Consider the following 16,296-nt stretch of genomic DNA (forward strand, 5'->3'; position numbering starts at 1 on the left):
GGCGCGCGATGCAGGTAACCCGCTATAGCGAAGCTCAGTCGTACGAGGCGGCGGAGCACTATGACATGCGCTGCCTTCGCCTTCAGGGCAAGGAGGCGACTGCGACCGACACGATTTGGATCGGCCTCTCGCATCTCCTGCCGGGCGGGCACACCTCTTTGAAGGACGCCCCGGTGGAGAAGATCTATATCGTCGTCGCTGGCTCAGTGACGATCGAGACGCCAAACGGCGAGGTGACGCTCGGTTGCCTCGACAGCTGCCGGCTGGCGCCGGGCGAAGCACGTGCTCTTTTTAATCGCACGAATTCTCCAGCGACCGTTCTGCTCGCGATGCCTGTCTAGGCCGCTAGCGGCGAGGAACTAAAGGCGAGGGCGATGATGACAACTGCTGAGCCGCGTTTTTTCCGCTTAGGGACGCGCAGTCCAACTGTGCCACAGAACGGTCATTACTATGTGGCGCCCGGAGCCAAAATCATCGGGGATGTCCATCTAGGCCATGACGTTAGTATATGGTTCAATGCCGTTCTGAGAGGCGACAACGAGCCAATCGAGGTGGGGAGTGGAAGCAATGTCCAGGACGGCTGCATTGTCCACACCGATCCGGGGTTTCCGGTGCGGATCGGAGAGAATGTGACCATTGGTCATAATGCGGCCGTCCACGGTTGTTCGATCGGCGCAGGCAGTCTTATAGGGATCGGCGCGACCGTACTAAACGGTGCGGTCGTTGGAAGGTTCTGTTTGGTGGCCGCAGGTGCGCTCATACGCGAAAACATGGTAATCCCCGACCGTTCGCTTGTGGTCGGCATTCCCGCGCGCATCGTAGGCAACTTGACGGCGGAACAGACAGAACGAATGGCAGAAGGGAGTGCCCGTTACCGCGGCAAGATCCAAACCTACGCCGGCTCGCTCAGTCCCCTGGCACAGGCATCGATACGGCAGCCCTGATGGCGACGAGGACAAGAACCAAGACGGCAGCGAGGCAAGGCTTTCGATCGTGGAGGGGCGTGCGCCCGCCCGATAGAGCCTTGGCCGCCGCAAGGAGGGACGACCCTCGTGGCATCGCACAGTCCACCTCCCTCGATGCCGCTTGTGACAAACAACTCCCCAACGACCTTGAGCCGTGAGAGCTCTGCGCTGGCAGAGTTTTGCAGTATGTCTTGAACAACGTATCTTGCCTTTGACAGTCACTCCCGCAGGCCAGTCGTAACTCGTGATTGCATCACAGCGTCAAGGCGAGCTGCGGCTGGTCTGCATCGTCGACAGCATCGAGAGACGAAAGCGTAACGCCCAGCAATCGAATGCCTTTCGCTACTGGAAAAATAGGCGAGAGCAGCAGCTTTACGATCTCGGAGATCTCAGCCGCGCTCGCCACCGGCGCGAGGGCCGTCTTGCTCCGCGTGATCTGCGTGAAATCCGACCACTTCACCTTCAGCGTCACGGTCTTGCCACGGATGGCGCTGGCCTCGCAATAGCGCCAGACTTTATCGACCAACGGCTGCAGGCCGGCGCGGGCGCTCTCGAGATCATGGATGTCTTCCCGAAACGTATCCTCCGCGCCGACCGATTTCCGGATGCGATCGGGCTTGACCTGGCGCTCGTCGATGCCGCGGGCGATCCAGTAGAAATACGGCCCGGACTTGCCGAAATGCTGCTGCAGGAAAGTGAGATCACGCGCTTTGAGATCGGCGCCGGTCTCGATCCCGAGCTTCAGCATCTTTTCCGCTGTCGCTGGCCCAACGCCATGGAACTTCTTGACGGGGAGCGCCTCGACGAAGGCCGGCCCGTGCTTCGGCCTAATGACGAACAGGCCATCGGGCTTGCGCTGGTCAGAGGCCATCTTTGCGAGAAACTTGTTATAGGAAACGCCGGCAGATGCAGTGAGCCTTGTCTCAGCCTTGATCCTGGCGCGGATCTCCTCGGCAATCTCCGTTGCGAGCTCCACGCCCTTCAGGTTATCGGTAACGTCGAGATAGGCTTCATCGAGCGATAGGGGTTCAATAAGCGGCGTGTATTCGGCAAAGATCGCATGGATCTGCTGCGAAACGGCGCGATATACATCGAAACGATGCGGCACGAAAATCAGCTCTGGACACTTGCGTTTGGCCGTCACCGACGGCATCGCCGAGTGGACACCGAATTTGCGCGCCTCGTAACTGGCAGCTGCGACCACGCCGCGTGCCTGCGGATAGCCGACGGCGACCGGTTTGCCTCGAAGTTCCGGATTGTCGCGCTGCTCGACCGAAGCATAAAACGCGTCCATGTCGATATGGATGATTTTGCGCACGCGGCTGCGAGCGGAGGGGACCTCGTCCATACCGCTCTTGCCGTCATCGTCCGGTTTTCGCGTCCCCAGCATCCATTTCCTTTTATTTGTCGCTGCAGATCTTATCAGAACCGGTGTCAGGAATAAGCAGCAGTGTTTTGGCATCGGGAGTAATCGTTCATCTGAACTGCCACAAATTTCGCTTGGTGCGTCTCCATCGTTGTCTTCAAGCTATCCCGCTGCATTTCATCAGCAAATCGGCAAGTCCGCCAAGTCCAGCGAGCCATTCGTCCAAAGCAGTCGCTTGGTGGTTGATTGACTCCTCTTTCATTTAAGAACAAATAGGGAACATATCAGCAGTTTCTGCCGTTTCAAGCCTGAAGGAGGTGCCATTTCGCATGCGTGACTACGTTGTCAATCCTGTTGTCGCCGAGCTGCGCGAACGCATCGAGCGGCTTGAAGGCGGGATGACACGCAGTCGCGCGGTGCTTCCTTTCGGCGTACCCGCAATTGACGACCGTCTTCCCGGTGGTGGGCTGGCTCTTGGTGCGCTCCATGAAGTCGCTGGTGGCGGCAACGGTGCGATTGACGGCGCCGCCGCAGCGCTGTTTGCCGCAGCCGTCGGCGCCCGTAACCGGGGCAAAGTTCTGTGGTGCGTGACGCGGCCGGATCTCTTCGCGCCGGCGCTGGCCCAGGTGGGCCTGCTGCCGGGTCGTGTCATCTATGTGGAGGCCGGCGACGAAAAGGCGCTTCTTTCCTGCATGGAGGAGGGACTGCGGCATGGCGGGCTGGGTGTTGTCGTTGGAGAGCTTGCGCGGCTATCGATGACCGCCTCGCGCCGACTGCAGTTGGCCGCCGAAAGCTCAGGCACGATCGGGATTGCCGTCCTCTCCCTTGCCGGTTCCAGGGATCGGCCGGGCGCGCTGGCTGCTCGAGCTGATCCGCTGTCGCGCCGGCGAAAGTGCAGATTTCGAAGTGGAGGCTCCAGATGCCAAGGGTCGTATCGCTCTTCCTTCCGAACTGGTCCACGGATCGCCTCAGGAGGAAACTGGGCGACGCCGCGCCTCCGCCTGAGACGCCACTCGTCCTCGTTGGCCGCCAGCAGCGCCGGCGTGTCGTCCTGGCGGCGAACGCGGCTGCGATCGCCGGCGGCCTGAGGGTGGGCATGCCGGCAACCAAGGCGCAGGCGCTGGTTTCCGGTCTCACCCTTATGGACGCCGATCCCGCCGCCGACGCCGAGGCGCTTGATCGTCTGGCACTTTGGGCGCTGCAGCGCTATGCGCCGATCGTTGCCGCCGATCCGCCCGACGGGCTGGTGATCGACACGACAGGTGCCGATCATCTGCATGGCGGCGAGGAACTGATGCTGTCGGGCATGGTCAACCGCTTTTTCGCCTCCGGCATTGCCGCGCGCGCGGCAGTCGCCGACACCTGGGGTGCAGCCCATGCCTGTGCCCGGTTTCTGGCCCATCCGACACGTGTCGTTCCGCCGGGCGGCCAGGCCGACGCCGTCCAGGGTCTTGCGATCGCCGCGCTGCGGCTCGATGCCGCCATCGTCAACGGTCTTCGCGTTCTGGGCTTCAATACGATCGGTCAGGCGGCCAGCGCTTCCCGTGCACCGTTGACGCTGCGCTTCGGGCCGGAGCTTGGCCGCCGCCTCGATCAGGCGATGGGCAGGATCGCCGAGCCGATCGATCCGGTGCGCACCCCGGATCTCATCGAGGTTCGCCGCGCCTTCGGCGAGCCGATTGCGGCGGCCGAGACGATCGCGCGCTATACCGCCAGGCTCGTGGACCAACTCTGTCGGGCGCTTGAGGAGAAGGGGCTCGGCGCTCGGCGCGTCGATCTTCTCTTCCACCGCGTCGACAACTCTTATCAGGCAATCCGCGCCGGAACCGCGACACCGGTTCGCGACGTCAAGCGGCTGACACGGTTGCTGACCGACCGGATCGAGACCATCGATCCCGGTTTCGGCATCGAGATCATGTCATTGACGGCAACCCAAGCCGAGCCGCTCATTGCTCGACAGGTGATTTCCTCGTTGATCGGGGAACCGGAAGCCGACGTATCCGGGCTGATCGACATTCTCTGCAACCGCATTGGCGAGCGGCGGCTCTATCGCTTCGCGCCGGTCGCAAGCGACGTCCCCGAACGCTCGGTTTCCCGCGTTGCACCGATGGCCCCGGACAACGGCGAGACCTGGCCCGATCATTGGCCACGGCCGACGCGACTGCTGGCACATCCCGAGCTGATCGAGACCATGGCGCTGCTGCCTGATCATCCCCCCGTCAGCTTCACCTGGCGCGGCATCCGACGACGGGTCAGGCGTGCCGACGGGCCGGAGCGCGTCTTCGGCGAGTGGTGGAAACGCGATGCCGAACTGGCAGCCGTTCGCGATTATTTCCAGGTCGAGGATGATGCCGGCGAGCGCTATTGGATCTTTCGTTCCGGTGATGGCGAGCACGGTGACAGCGGCAGTCACCAATGGTTTCTACATGGGATATTCGCATGACGAAGACGCCACGCTATGCCGAGCTGCAGGTGACGTCGCACTTTTCCTTCCTGCGCGGCGCTTCGTCCTGCGAGGAATTGTTTGCGCAGGCGGCGGTGCTCGGTATCGAGGCCCTGGCGATTGTCGACCGCAACAGTCTCGCCGGCATCGTGCGCGCCCATCAGGCGGCCAGGGACACGGGAGTGCGGCTGATCGTCGGTTGTCGCCTGGATCTCACCGATGACGTGTCGGTCCTCGTCTATCCGACGGATCGGCCTGCCTATGCGCGCCTCTGCAGGTTGCTGTCGCTTGGCAAGAAACGGGCCGGCAAGGCAAAATGCCGGCTCGACTGGACCGACCTCGTGGCCTATGGCGAAGGCCTGATCGCCGTTCTTATCCCCGATCAAGCCGATCAAACCTGCCAGTTGCATCTGCGCCGCTTGAAGGAGGCTTTTGGCGATCGCGCCTATGTGGCGCTCACACTGCGCCGCCGACCGAATGATCAACTGCGGCTTCACCAGCTCTCCAACCTGGCGGCGGCCATGGATGTCGAGACGGTCGTCACCAATGACGCGTTGTTTCATGTGCCGGAGCGACGCGTCCTGCAGGACGTCGTCACCTGCATTCGCCACAACGTCACCATTGACGATGCCGGTTTCCGGCGGGAACGGCACGCCGACCGTTATCTGAAGCCGCCGGAAGAAATGGCACGGCTCTTTCCGCGCTACCCCGAAGCGCTCGCCCGCACCACCGAGATCATGGAGCGATGCCGCTTTTCACTCGATGAACTCGCCTATCAATACCCGGAGGAGCGATCCCACCCGGAAATGACGGCGCAGCAGACATTGGAACAACTGACCTGGGAGGGTGCGGCCTGGCGCTATCCGGAAGGGTTGCCGCAAAAGGTCAAGAGGAACCTCGAGCATGAACTGCAGCTGATCGAGAGGCTCCAATATGCTCCTTACTTCCTGACAGTGAACTCCATTGTCCGCTTTGCCAGATCAAAGGACATTCTCTGTCAGGGCAGGGGATCGGCTGCCAATTCATCCGTCTGCTATGTACTCGGCATCACCTCGATCGATCCCGACATAAATGACCTGCTCTTCGAGCGCTTCGTCTCCGAGGAGCGTCGTGAGCCGCCGGATATCGACGTCGATTTCGAGCACGAGCGGCGCGAAATCGTCATGCAATGGGTATTCGAGACGTATGGCCGCGACCATGCAGCCCTCTGCTCCACCGTCATCCGATACCGTTCGAAGGGCGCCATTCGCGATGTCGGCAAGGCGCTCGGCCTACCGGAGGACATGACAAAGATGCTCTCGTCGCAGGTTTGGGGTTGGGGCGAGGACGTTGGCGAGAAACACGCCGAAGAGCTCAATCTCAATCTTGGTGACCGGCGCCTTCGCCTGACGCTGGAGCTTGCCCGGCAATTGATGGGTGCGCCGCGTCATCTGTCGCAGCACCCCGGCGGCTTCGTTTTGACCCGCGATCGTCTGGACGAACTGGTTCCGATCGAGCCGGCGGCGATGGTCGACCGGCAGGTGATCGAATGGGACAAGGACGATATCGACATCTTGAAGTTCATGAAGGTCGATTGCCTGGCGCTTGGCATGCTTTCCTGCATGAAGCGTGGCTTCGATCTGCTGGCCAGCCACAAGGGCATTAATCTCGATCTTACGACCATTCCGGCCGAAGATCCGCGCACCTATGCGATGATCAGGAAGGCCGACACGCTCGGCACCTTCCAGATCGAAAGCCGGGCGCAGATGTCGATGCTGCCCAGGATCAAGCCGCGCACCTTCTATGACCTCGTCATCGAAGTGGCAATCGTCCGACCGGGCCCGATCCAGGGCGACATGGTGCACCCGTACCTGAGGCGCCGGGAGGGAAAGGAAGCGGTCGTCTATCCGAAGCCGGAACTGGAAAAGGTGCTCGGCAAGACGCTCGGCGTGCCGCTCTTCCAGGAGCAGGCGATGCGGGTGGCGATCGAATGCGCCGGTTTCACGCCAGGTGAGGCCGATCAGCTGCGCCGCGCCATGGCGACCTTCAAACATACCGGTGGTGTCTCGAGGTTCGGCGAGAAGCTGATCGCCGGCATGGTGGCGAATGGCTACGCACCGGAGTTCGCGGAGAGGACCTTCAAGCAGCTCGAAGGCTTCGGCAGCTACGGCTTCCCCGAAAGCCATGCGGCTTCCTTTGCGCTGATTGCCTACGCCTCGTCCTGGCTGAAATGCTGGCATCCGGATGTCTTCTGCGCGGCTCTCCTCAATGCGCAGCCAATGGGCTTTTATGCACCCGCCCAGATCGTGCGCGACGCGCGTGATCATGGCGTTGACGTCCGTCCCGTCTGCGTCAATGCCAGCCGCTGGGACTGCACGCTCGAGGCCACGGAAGACGAAAGCCGGTTTGCCGTGCGCCTCGGCCTGCGTATGGTCAAGGGGCTTGCCAATAACGATGCGGCGGCGATCGTCGCGGCGCGCGCAGAATCGCCCTTCAGCTCTATCGATGATCTCTGGCGGCGGGCGGGCGTGCCGGCCGCCTCGCTCGTCGAACTGGCGGAAGCCGATGCCTTCCAGCCATCGCTGAGGCTCGCCCGACGTGAAGCCCTCTGGGCGATCAAGGCGTTGCGCGACGAGCCTTTGCCGCTTTTTGCCGCCGCCTCAGCTCGTAAAGACCGGACGGTATCAGAGCTCAATGAGCCGCTGGTGGCGCTAAGACCCATGACGGCCGGCAGCGAGGTCGTTGAGGATTACGGCCATGTCGGGCTGACCTTGCGCTGCCATCCAGTCTCGTTCCTGCGCGACGATCTTGCCAAGCGTCGCATCGCCACTTGCCGTGATGCGATGCAGGCACGCGACGGCACGTGGCTCGAAGCCGCCGGCCTCGTGCTCGTTCGCCAGCGGCCGGGATCTGCAAAGGGCGTGATGTTCATCACCATCGAGGATGAGACCGGAATTGCCAATCTGGTGGTCTGGGTGAAGACCTTCGAGACGTACCGACGCATCGTGCTCGGCGCCGGCATGCTCGGCGTTTATGGCCGCATCCAGCGGGAAGGCGACGTGGTGCATCTCGTTGCCCACCGGCTGAGCGATCTTTCCGACGACCTTGCAAGCGTCGGCGATCGAGAGGCCGTCTTTCCGCTTCCGCACGGGCGAGGCGACGAGTTTCACCATGGATCGCCGGCGCCCGATCCGCGCGGGCTGCCGAAGGGGCCGCGCCCGCGCGACATCGTCGATCCCTATCTGCATCTCGAGGCGATCAAGGTGAAAACACGGGATTTCAGGTGAGGAAGACAGCGTCATGGACCGCGGGCGTGGGGAGGCTGCGTGCCACGCACCTTTGAATTCCTCGATCTGGGCGATCAGCGGCAGGATCTCAGGCGTGAGACGCGATTTCGATAGGTCGAGCGTAGTCATCCATTATCCCATCCGTTTCCATCCAATGGGCAGTGGCGCAGCGCGATCCATTTTCATCCACTGCCGGAAAGTGTGCAGCGTAAGTTACGGGGTTTGGACTGGAGGATTCCTGGAAGTAAAAACATCCGGCCCGACGCAGGTTGATCGGGAATTGCAAAAAGATGTGTTTGCGTGCGAGACATGAGGATCACACATTGCCTAACCATTACAAAGACAGGACGGAACGATGAGTGGCACTTTCTTTCAACCGGTCGATGCTGCTGAAGTGCCACGCTTTGCCGGCCATTCCACCTTCATGCGCCTGCCTGCCGTGCATACCGCAGCCGGGCTTGATATCGCACTGGTCGGCATTCCCTGGGATGGCGGTACAACAAACAGGGCAGGCGCCCGGCACGGGCCGCGGGAGGTTCGCAATCAGTCGAGCCTCATGCGCCGCGTGCACCATGTTTCGGGCACCGAGCCGTTCAGCATCGCCAATGTCGCCGATGTCGGCGATCTCTCCATCAACCCGATCGATCTTATCGACGGCCTTAGTCGCATCGAAACGGGCATGGATCAGATTGTCGCTGCCGGTGCCATTCCTCTCTCGGTGGGCGGCGACCATCTGACGACTTTGCCTGTGCTGCGTGCCGTGGCAAGGCACCGACCAGTCGGGCTGATCCATTTCGATGCTCATTCCGATACCAACGACCGCTATTTCGGCGATAATCCCTACACGCATGGAACGCCGTTCCGTCGCGCGATCGAAGAGGGATTGCTGGATCCCAAGCGGATCGTCCAGATCGGAATTCGCGGCTCGATTTATGATCCGGGGGAGCACGACTGGGCCAAGCAGCAGGGCGTGCGCATCATCTACATGGAAGAGTTTGTCACTCGCGGCGCCGAAGACGTGATGCGCGAGGCACGAAGCATCGCTGGCGACCTGCCGACATACGTTACCTTTGATATCGACAGCATCGATCCCTCCATGGCGCCTGGAACGGGAACGCCGGAGGCGGGCGGCTTCACGACCCGCGAGGCCCAGCAGATGATCAGGCTGCTTGCTGGCGTCCAGATCGTCGGTGCCGACGTCGTTGAAGTCTCGCCACCGTTTGACCTCGCCGGCATGACGGCGCTTGCCGGCGCCACAATGATGTTCGAACTTCTGTGCGTCATCGCCAAACAGGTCGGGGATCGACGCTACGCGGCCAGTGCCTGATGCCGAGCGATTGTCCTGTCAGGGACAGGTGACTGCCTCTCCGGACAGGCGTCGGTAGCCGCCACGCCAGTAGAGAAGCGGTTCGACATCCTCGCGCGTTTCGATCGCGCAGACGCGGCCGATGAGGATCGCGTGCGAATGGTGATTGAGGACCGTTTCAAGCTCACAATCGAGGACCGTCAGAGCATCCTTCAGGGCCGCAGTCCCGGTTGAAAGACGATACCATTGCGCGTCTTCGTAACGCTCAGCACCTTGCCGTCCGTCGAACCCTGCAAAGGACTGCGCGACGTGCCGCTGGTTAGCGGTGAGCACATTGACGCAGAAGCGACGATACCGCTCGACCACCGGCCACGAGGACGACCCGCGGTTGAGGCTGACGATGATCGAAGGCGCTTCTGCAGACAGCGAGGAAACCGAGGTCGCAGTAAAGCCTGTCCGCTCGTCGCCTTCGCCAACAGTGATGACGCTCACCGCACCGGCAAGCTGGCGCATCGAAAGCTTGAACGCGGATTGATCGACAATGGATCTGGTTGCTAACTCTTCCATCGACTTGCCCCTTCGTCAGCCTTTGGCTCGTGCCGTCGCGAAGCGATTGACCGGCATTGATAGGCCAAGGTTCTCGCGAAGCGTCTTGCCTTCGTATTCTTCGCGGAAAAGCCCACGACGGCGCAATTCCGGCAGGACGAGCTTTACGAAATCCTCAAGGCTCGACGGCAGCGTCGGGAACATCAAAATGAAGCCATCTGCCGCACGGGTCTCGAACCATTCTTCCATGAAGTCTGCAATCTGGGTCGGCGTGCCGGTAATGCCGTTGCCGGTGTGCTTCTCGGCATAGTGGCGCACGAGCTCACCGACGGTACGCCCTCCCTTGACGAAATCGACCAGTTCGTCGAACAGGGCGCGTGAACCCTTCGGTGTCGGCGGCAACCGATCCATGGGAAAGGGCCTGTCCAGCGGTACACCGCGCAGGTCAGCCTCGAGAAACTCCGAAAGCATCAACCGCCCGACATCCGGATGCATCTTGTCGATGAGATAGTCGACCTTTGCCTTCGCTTCGGCTTCCGTTTCGCCAACGTTCAGTACGACGCCGGGCATGATCTTGAGGTCGTCGGGATTGCGCCCGTAGGCTGGCATGCGGCCCTTGACGTTCTCATAGAATGCACGGTTCCGATCGATGTTTGAGGCAAGGCTGAAAACGATCTCGGCCGTCCGCGCCGCCATGTCCATGCCGGGTTCAGAACCGCCGGCCTGCGCGATGATGGGCCGGCCCTGCGGTGACCGGGCAATGTTGAGCGGTCCGCGCACCTGGAAGTGCTTACCCTTGTGATTGAGCGTGTGATGCTTGGTCTTGTCATAATAGACACCGCTCTCGCGATCGAGAAGCAATGCGTCGTCCTCGAAACTGTCCCACAGGCCGAAGACGACATCCACGAACTCGTTGCCGCGCTCGTAGCGTAGCGCATGCGGGTCGAGGCCTTCGCGATTGAAGTTATAGCCGGTCTCGTCGTGGTCGGAGGTCACGACATTCCAGCAGGCGCGGCCGCCGCTCAAATGGTCGATAGAGGCAAAGAGACGCGCGACATTGTAGGGCTCGTAGTAGCTGGTTGAAACAGTGGCCACGAGGCCGAGATCCTTCGTTGTCACCGACAGGGCTGACAGCAACGACAAGGGCTCGAAGCGATTCATCTTCGTCGGGATACGGGCGAGCGCGTCCGGATCGCCAACGGCTGCGGCCGGTGAATCGGCCATGAACATGAAGTCGAACTTCGCCGCCTCCGAGCGTTTGGCGACGTCGAGAAGATGGCTGAATTCATTGGCGCCGTGAACGTCACTTGCCGGATGCAGCCAGGACGCGGGATGAAAGCCGAACGTGTAGACGAAGGTGCCGAGTTTCATCTTGTCGGTGCGGGCCATCGTATTCTCCCCAGGCGCTTTGAACGACGATTGCCTAAGGTAACGTCACGCGACTTTTCACATCAATATCGCAACACTGATTTCCTTTTTAGTTTTTCTAAAGAGTCATGGTGCTGAGTCCTAAAAACCTTTGGGAGCGGAAATACGCTCAAATCTCGCACTTTCCATGCCAAAGGTGGGGTTGGAGATCAAAACATGGGAGGCAGATTGGATATCTGACCAAGTCGATGTCGCAGGCCTGTGAAGTGTGTACTCCAATCCGAGGCTTGCCCCCTCTGCGAAGTATCACGATGACTTGCGCGGTTCAAAAAACGCAACTGCAACGGCCTGCTTGTCCCTTGAAAGTTCTGGAAGCCTGCGGTCTTGCGGGATCTACCAGTTGCCTGGATCTACAGTGTGATCGATGCTTGCGAACTCATCCGCCCTTGCTTGATCGAGCATCACCTCTGTGGTCCTGTTAGTTTCATCAATTACGTGAAAGCTAAGTGGCGGCGGGCCTACTACGAGCTGCTGGTAAAAGAGCAAAGCGGCTTCTTCGACTGTGTCTGCTTGCAGCTTTGACGTGACGGCTACGGTGAACGTATGCATGCCATCGATCTCCGTTCTTGGTTACGTGCCGGGCCCCCATCAACAGCCCAGAAGCTGTATTAAGATGTCTTAGGGCTCGGAATTGACGTAACAGTAAAACATGCGTGGAGAAAGTGCGTTCCGTCGCCGATCTCGTCGAGTCGCCCATGCGTAACCAAGCCTGGCTGTTTGCGAAAGTTCAATGTAGGAGGGGTCGGAGAAGAGAGGCTTGTACTGCTGCATTCCTGCCTGCAGAGGAGCGTGGTATCGTTATGCGGCGCACGGATTCAATGCGAGTGAAATTAATGCCTTTGGAAAGGCAGAAGCCTTGTTATTGCTGGATCAGGCGTCCCACGATGACATAGGCAACCTCTTTTTTGTTCGTCTGACTTCCTGGAAGATAGCGGCGAGTGGCAATCTGCAACTATTGAGCATGCTTGAGAGCGAGTTGTTTTCAAGATACGCGCTTTGTCATAAACCTGTGATCGAAGCAAATTCCTTGCTGCTGGCGTTCGTGCATTGCATCACGGTTGCGTGGCGTGGCTGCGGTGTAAGGATGGCGTTCCAATCCGGTAATTCCTGTAAAGCTGCCCGTTGCCAACGAGAGGTCGGCATGTCTATCGCTTCCTTGCCTGCACCACCCTACTACGTGGTCTGCTTCTCATCGCAACGAACCGATGTCGAAGACGGTTATGGTGAAATCGGCGTTGCGATGGTGGAACTGGCAAAGCAGCAGCCTGGCTTTCTGGGTTTCGAAAGCGCCCGCCGTGCTGATGGTTTCGGCATAATCAACTCTTATTGGAGGAACGAGGAAGCATCCGAGCATGGAAAGCCGTTGTCGATCACGTTGAGGCGCAACGCCGGGGCCGGACAGACTGGTACACGCGTTATGAAATCCGCGTCGCCCTTGTTCAGAGAGCCTACGGATTTGAAGCTGATGTTGTCGAAGTGGGATGATTTCCGCCACAGACCGGCCCCGGCCAAACATGACCGATCCTCATGTTCAAACTTTTGTTGCTATTATTCTTGTTGAGCACATCAAACTCGAACCGTCTGCTCCGGGGGAGAACGCAGAGATGATGCTGGAAGACCTTTGCCGCCTGTTGAGAAGCGGGCATGTCTGGCACCAGGCGTCGTCGATACGATGACCCAGCCAATCGTCGTCCGGAGAATAGCCCTAGCTGCTGCCGTTCGGGAATGCTATTCGACGGCCGCCTTCCGCTCTCGGCCCAGAGCCGCCATTCGATTGCCGCAAAAGTCGGTATGGAACCGCCGATTTTTCCTACGCATAGCTGCGCCATGCGAGCAGTCAAGCGTGGTAGGCACGAACATTCGCGAAGCGTTCGTCAATCGGATGGGTCCAGTCCGCGTTGATGACAAAAGAAATGGTGGACCTTATTTCTTCAAAACGATGTGAGTAGCTTTCTCCGTCGCCTCATGGGCGGCGACCCGAAAGCCGAGCGAAGGCAGGTCGATGCCGGCAAACATTGCTTCGCCTCTCCCGAGCACAACTGGCGAAATGGCAAAGTGTATCTCGTCGACCAAGCCAGCCTGAAGATATTGGCGCACCGTGCTGACACCGCCGCCGATCTTGATATCCCTGCCACCGGCGGCGGCCTTGGCCTGCATAAGCGCCTCCTCGACCCCGCCGGAGACAAAATGGAAGGTCGTGCCGCCTTCCATGACTATTGGCGCGCGGGGATAGTGCGTCAGGATGAACGTCGGTGCATGATAGGGCGGATTGTCGCCCCACCAGCCTTTCCAGTTTTCATCGGGCCATTCGCCGCGAACAGGGCCGAACATGTTGCGGCCGAGGATGAAGGCACCAAAACCGGTATTTCCCGACGATGCGTATTTCGCGTCGGCACCTTCCGATTCGCCCTCTTTACCGAACATCGCCTGGAACGTCCGGGTCGGGAAAAACCACTCAAACAATTCCGCACCGCGCTTGCCCAGGGGGTCGTTCAGGCTTTGCTCCAGTCCGGCCCCGAAGCCATCGACCGAGAGAGAGAATGCTGCAACGCGCACTTTCGACATGATTGCCTCCATCTAATTGCAGATTAAAACTGGTTGCATCTTAAACACGACTGGTCCTACATTGCAATTGGCTCATTAAGGGAAGCAAATATGGATATCGAGCGGCGGTCGGGATGCCCGATCAATCTGACGATGGAGGTGTTGGGGGACCGCTGGAGTCTCATCATCATCCGGGACATCATGTTCGGTAATCGCCGGCATTTTCGCGAGTTGCTCAATCGGTCCGACGAAGGGATTGCCTCCAACATACTCGCCGCGCGCCTAAAGCGTCTCGTCTCGCTCGGCTTGGTCACCAAGCTGGACGATCCCACCCACAGCCAGAAGGCGATTTACAGTCTGACAGAACCGGCGATTCAGCTTGTGCCGATGATCGCTGTGATCGGCGCCTGGGGCCGGCGGCATCTGCCTGTCAGCGAAGACTTGAGCATCCGCGCCGAACTTCTTGAGACTGGCGGATCGGCCCTTTGGGACGACTTCATGAACGATCTTAGAAACATTCACATTGCGGACCCGATCGGCGGAGCAAATGGAAGTGTCACATCGCCTGTCTTGATAGGTCTTACCAACGCCTTTCTCGACGTCCGCGCAAAAATGGAACGCAAAGAGTGAGATTGTTTTGTGCCGACGACAACGGGAATGCTTCGATTTGGTGACAGCGTTCCAAATACCTTGGATTAGGCAAGATCATGTCCGGAAAAACAAAGAAGTACCGGAGCAAGTTCATAGATTTGGCAATGCCTTGGCCACGACATCAACAGCAAACATTCAATGCGTCTCAAGTGGTCTGGCGACAACCGCAATGTCCGGTAATGGCCCCTTTCCGGAATGACCGCTCAACCGCTCTGGGCCCCTTAAGCGGTCGCTATCACGCTCGAAAGATATCGCCAAACTCTGGAGAGACAGCTCGCCCAACCCGTCATATAGCTGTCAATCCGCCTTCTCCTCTCCGGGAAGCCATCCGTAAGCACTCAGAATTGCCATAGCGAGACCTGGAAAGCGTTCATCCAATTCCGAGCAGCGCGAATGGTTATGCATTTCGACGCCCTGACGCTCGCAGCGGATAAGGCCGGCCTCGCGCAGCACTTTGATGTGGTTCGATAGCGATGACTTGGGGATCACGCGCTCGCGCATGTTGGCAAACGCAGCGCACGTCCCGCCGGAGCCGCTGCCCGCAATTTGCGCGAATATCGCCGCGCGCTCCGGATCGGAGAGGGCATGCAAGATCGCCTCAGGCCGTACGTCCTCTATTGCTGGATGAAAGAGCGGTCTCATGACTTTTTGTATATGGGGGCTTGAAACCAAGATCAACAGTTCCGAATTTCCGAACTATGGAACAATGCCGCCAATTCCGACGGCACTCCGAGTTGAAAGGAATGCGCCATGGGTAAGCTCGCTGGAAAAGTCGCCGTCGTGACGGGGGGCTCCAAAGGGATCGGTGCCGCGATTGCCAAGGCACTCGCAGCGGAAGGTGCACAGGTGGTGGTGAACTACGCTTCGAGCAAGGCGGGAGCGGACGCGGTGGTCCAGACGATCACGGCGGCTGGTGGCAAAGCCATCGCGGTCCAGGGCGACGTTTCGAAGGCCGAACAGGCGCATGGACTGGTGGACGCTGCAGTGAAGGAATTCGGCCAGCTCGACGTGCTGGTCAACAACTCGGGGGTATACGAATTCGCGCCGATCGAGCAGGTGACCGAGGAACAGTATCGTCGCATGTTCGACGTGAACGTTCTGGGCGTTCTGCTGAGCACCCAAGCAGCGCTCAAGCATCTCGGCGAGGGTGGCAGCGTCATCAACATCTCGTCGGCGGCGACCAGTCTCGCTCCGCCAGCCTCCAGCGTCTACACCGGGACCAAGGGCGCATTGGACAGCATCACCAGCGTGCTTGCCAATGAGCTAGGCCCGCGCAAAATTCGGGTCAACGCGATCCTCCCGGGCATCGTCGAAACCGAGGGTACCCACACCGCGGGGTTCATCGGCTCGGACTTCGAGCGCAGCGCAGTGACCCAGACTCCGCTCGGCCGTATCGGCCAGCCGGACGACATCGCTGGGGTCGCTGTCTTCCTCGCTTCCGACGATGCCCGTTGGCTGACCGGCGAGCGATTAGTGGCCAGCGGCGGTTTTCGCTAATGATCAGTTGATGTTGTGCGTGCTCCTTCACGGGGGCACGCACCGCCTCGCAGCTGAAACGCGATGGCTTCGACGCGGGCTCGCTGCGCTCTCTGCAGCTAATGGTTCCCGATAGCCCCTCCTTTGAGGATAGATGGCAACGGTCTTTGGTAAATGGGAATGGCACCATGTCCGCATTTGGCGGCTTGCAGCCATTGCAACTGGCCGAATTCAAAAATTCCGGAAGTCCGTGTCAAAATTCCGAAATTTCGCATCCGGCTACAGCCGTTTTCAGGCCGCAAAGC

13 protein-coding genes and 3 pseudogenes are annotated in these 16,296 nt (G+C 59.8%); 9 read left to right on the forward strand and 7 right to left on the reverse strand.

What is annotated here, in order from left to right:
* Positions 1 to 8 precede the first annotated feature (8 nt).
* Both LPU83_RS61925 and LPU83_RS61930 read left to right on the forward strand, forming a co-directional pair.
* Positions 9 to 341, forward strand: a complete 333-nt coding sequence (locus tag LPU83_RS61925) for a cupin domain-containing protein (RefSeq protein ID WP_029709955.1) — start codon at positions 9 to 11, stop codon at positions 339 to 341.
* Positions 342 to 374: 33 nt separating this feature from the next.
* A complete protein-coding gene (locus LPU83_RS61930; protein WP_225040509.1) occupies positions 375 to 944 on the forward strand; it encodes a gamma carbonic anhydrase family protein in 570 nt (189 codons plus the stop codon).
* 274 nt (positions 945 to 1,218) lie between these two features.
* Here LPU83_RS61930 and dinB read toward each other — a convergent pair whose 3' ends face one another.
* Positions 1,219 to 2,313: a DNA polymerase IV gene (dinB, locus tag LPU83_RS61935; protein WP_231052459.1), complete on the reverse strand. Its 1,095-nt coding sequence runs from the start codon at positions 2,311 to 2,313 to the stop codon at positions 1,219 to 1,221.
* A gap of 347 nt (positions 2,314 to 2,660) precedes the next feature.
* On the opposite strand from dinB, the pseudogene LPU83_RS61940 reads away from it, so the two are divergent.
* From LPU83_RS61940 to speB, 4 genes and pseudogenes are all read left to right on the forward strand, one after another.
* Positions 2,661 to 3,336 (forward strand): annotated as a pseudogene (locus LPU83_RS61940) (ImuA family protein).
* Positions 3,251 to 4,774, forward strand: coding sequence for a Y-family DNA polymerase (locus LPU83_RS61945; RefSeq protein ID WP_024314206.1), 1,524 nt, complete (start codon positions 3,251 to 3,253; stop codon positions 4,772 to 4,774). The pseudogene LPU83_RS61940 and the gene LPU83_RS61945 overlap by 86 nt, the downstream one beginning before the upstream one ends.
* Complete coding sequence (locus tag LPU83_RS61950; RefSeq protein ID WP_024314205.1) at positions 4,771 to 8,040, forward strand: error-prone DNA polymerase; 3,270 nt, start codon at positions 4,771 to 4,773, stop codon at positions 8,038 to 8,040. Before LPU83_RS61945 ends, LPU83_RS61950 begins: the two co-directional genes overlap by 4 nt.
* Positions 8,041 to 8,395: 355 nt before the next feature.
* Entirely contained in the window at positions 8,396 to 9,367 is a 972-nt protein-coding gene (gene speB / locus LPU83_RS61955; protein WP_024314204.1) for an agmatinase, read from the forward strand.
* Between the two features lie 18 nt (positions 9,368 to 9,385).
* On the opposite strand, the gene LPU83_RS61960 is transcribed toward speB, so the two are convergent.
* The 4 genes and pseudogenes from LPU83_RS61960 to LPU83_RS75445 form a co-directional block, all read right to left on the reverse strand.
* Positions 9,386 to 9,913 carry a flavin reductase family protein gene (locus LPU83_RS61960; protein ID WP_024314203.1) on the reverse strand — a complete coding sequence of 176 codons (528 nt, stop codon included), beginning with the start codon at positions 9,911 to 9,913 and terminating at the stop codon, positions 9,386 to 9,388.
* A 15-nt stretch (positions 9,914 to 9,928) separates the two neighbouring features.
* On the reverse strand, positions 9,929 to 11,281 hold the full coding sequence (locus LPU83_RS61965; RefSeq protein ID WP_024314202.1) for an LLM class flavin-dependent oxidoreductase: 1,353 nt from the start codon (positions 11,279 to 11,281) through the stop codon (positions 9,929 to 9,931).
* Positions 11,282 to 11,653: 372 nt separating this feature from the next.
* Positions 11,654 to 11,869 (reverse strand): hypothetical protein, encoded by a 216-nt coding sequence (locus tag LPU83_RS61970; RefSeq protein WP_024314201.1) that lies wholly within the window; start codon positions 11,867 to 11,869, stop codon positions 11,654 to 11,656.
* 104 nt (positions 11,870 to 11,973) lie between these two features.
* Positions 11,974 to 12,155, reverse strand: a pseudogene (locus tag LPU83_RS75445) (hypothetical protein); the annotation flags it as partial.
* 306 nt (positions 12,156 to 12,461) lie between these two features.
* Here LPU83_RS75445 and LPU83_RS61975 point away from each other — a divergent pair.
* Positions 12,462 to 12,805 (forward strand): annotated as a pseudogene (locus LPU83_RS61975) (antibiotic biosynthesis monooxygenase family protein).
* 438 nt (positions 12,806 to 13,243) lie between these two features.
* Here the strand turns inward: LPU83_RS61975 and LPU83_RS61980 are convergent.
* On the reverse strand, positions 13,244 to 13,885 hold the full coding sequence (locus LPU83_RS61980; RefSeq protein ID WP_024314200.1) for a dihydrofolate reductase family protein: 642 nt from the start codon (positions 13,883 to 13,885) through the stop codon (positions 13,244 to 13,246).
* 90 nt (positions 13,886 to 13,975) lie between these two features.
* On the opposite strand from LPU83_RS61980, the gene LPU83_RS61985 reads away from it, so the two are divergent.
* Positions 13,976 to 14,494 carry a winged helix-turn-helix transcriptional regulator gene (locus tag LPU83_RS61985; protein ID WP_024314199.1) on the forward strand — a complete coding sequence of 173 codons (519 nt, stop codon included), beginning with the start codon at positions 13,976 to 13,978 and terminating at the stop codon, positions 14,492 to 14,494.
* A 318-nt stretch (positions 14,495 to 14,812) separates the two neighbouring features.
* Here the strand turns inward: LPU83_RS61985 and LPU83_RS61990 are convergent, their stop codons facing one another.
* Complete coding sequence (locus LPU83_RS61990) at positions 14,813 to 15,157, reverse strand: ArsR/SmtB family transcription factor (protein ID WP_024314198.1); 345 nt, start codon at positions 15,155 to 15,157, stop codon at positions 14,813 to 14,815.
* A gap of 108 nt (positions 15,158 to 15,265) precedes the next feature.
* Here LPU83_RS61990 and LPU83_RS61995 point away from each other — a divergent pair, with 108 nt between their 5' ends.
* Positions 15,266 to 16,012: a glucose 1-dehydrogenase gene (locus tag LPU83_RS61995; RefSeq protein WP_024314197.1), complete on the forward strand. Its 747-nt coding sequence runs from the start codon at positions 15,266 to 15,268 to the stop codon at positions 16,010 to 16,012.
* The last annotated feature ends 284 nt before the right edge of the window (positions 16,013 to 16,296 follow it).

The sequence above is a fragment of the Rhizobium favelukesii genome, assembly GCF_000577275.2.
GTDB classification, from domain to species: Bacteria; Pseudomonadota; Alphaproteobacteria; order Rhizobiales; family Rhizobiaceae; genus Rhizobium; species Rhizobium favelukesii.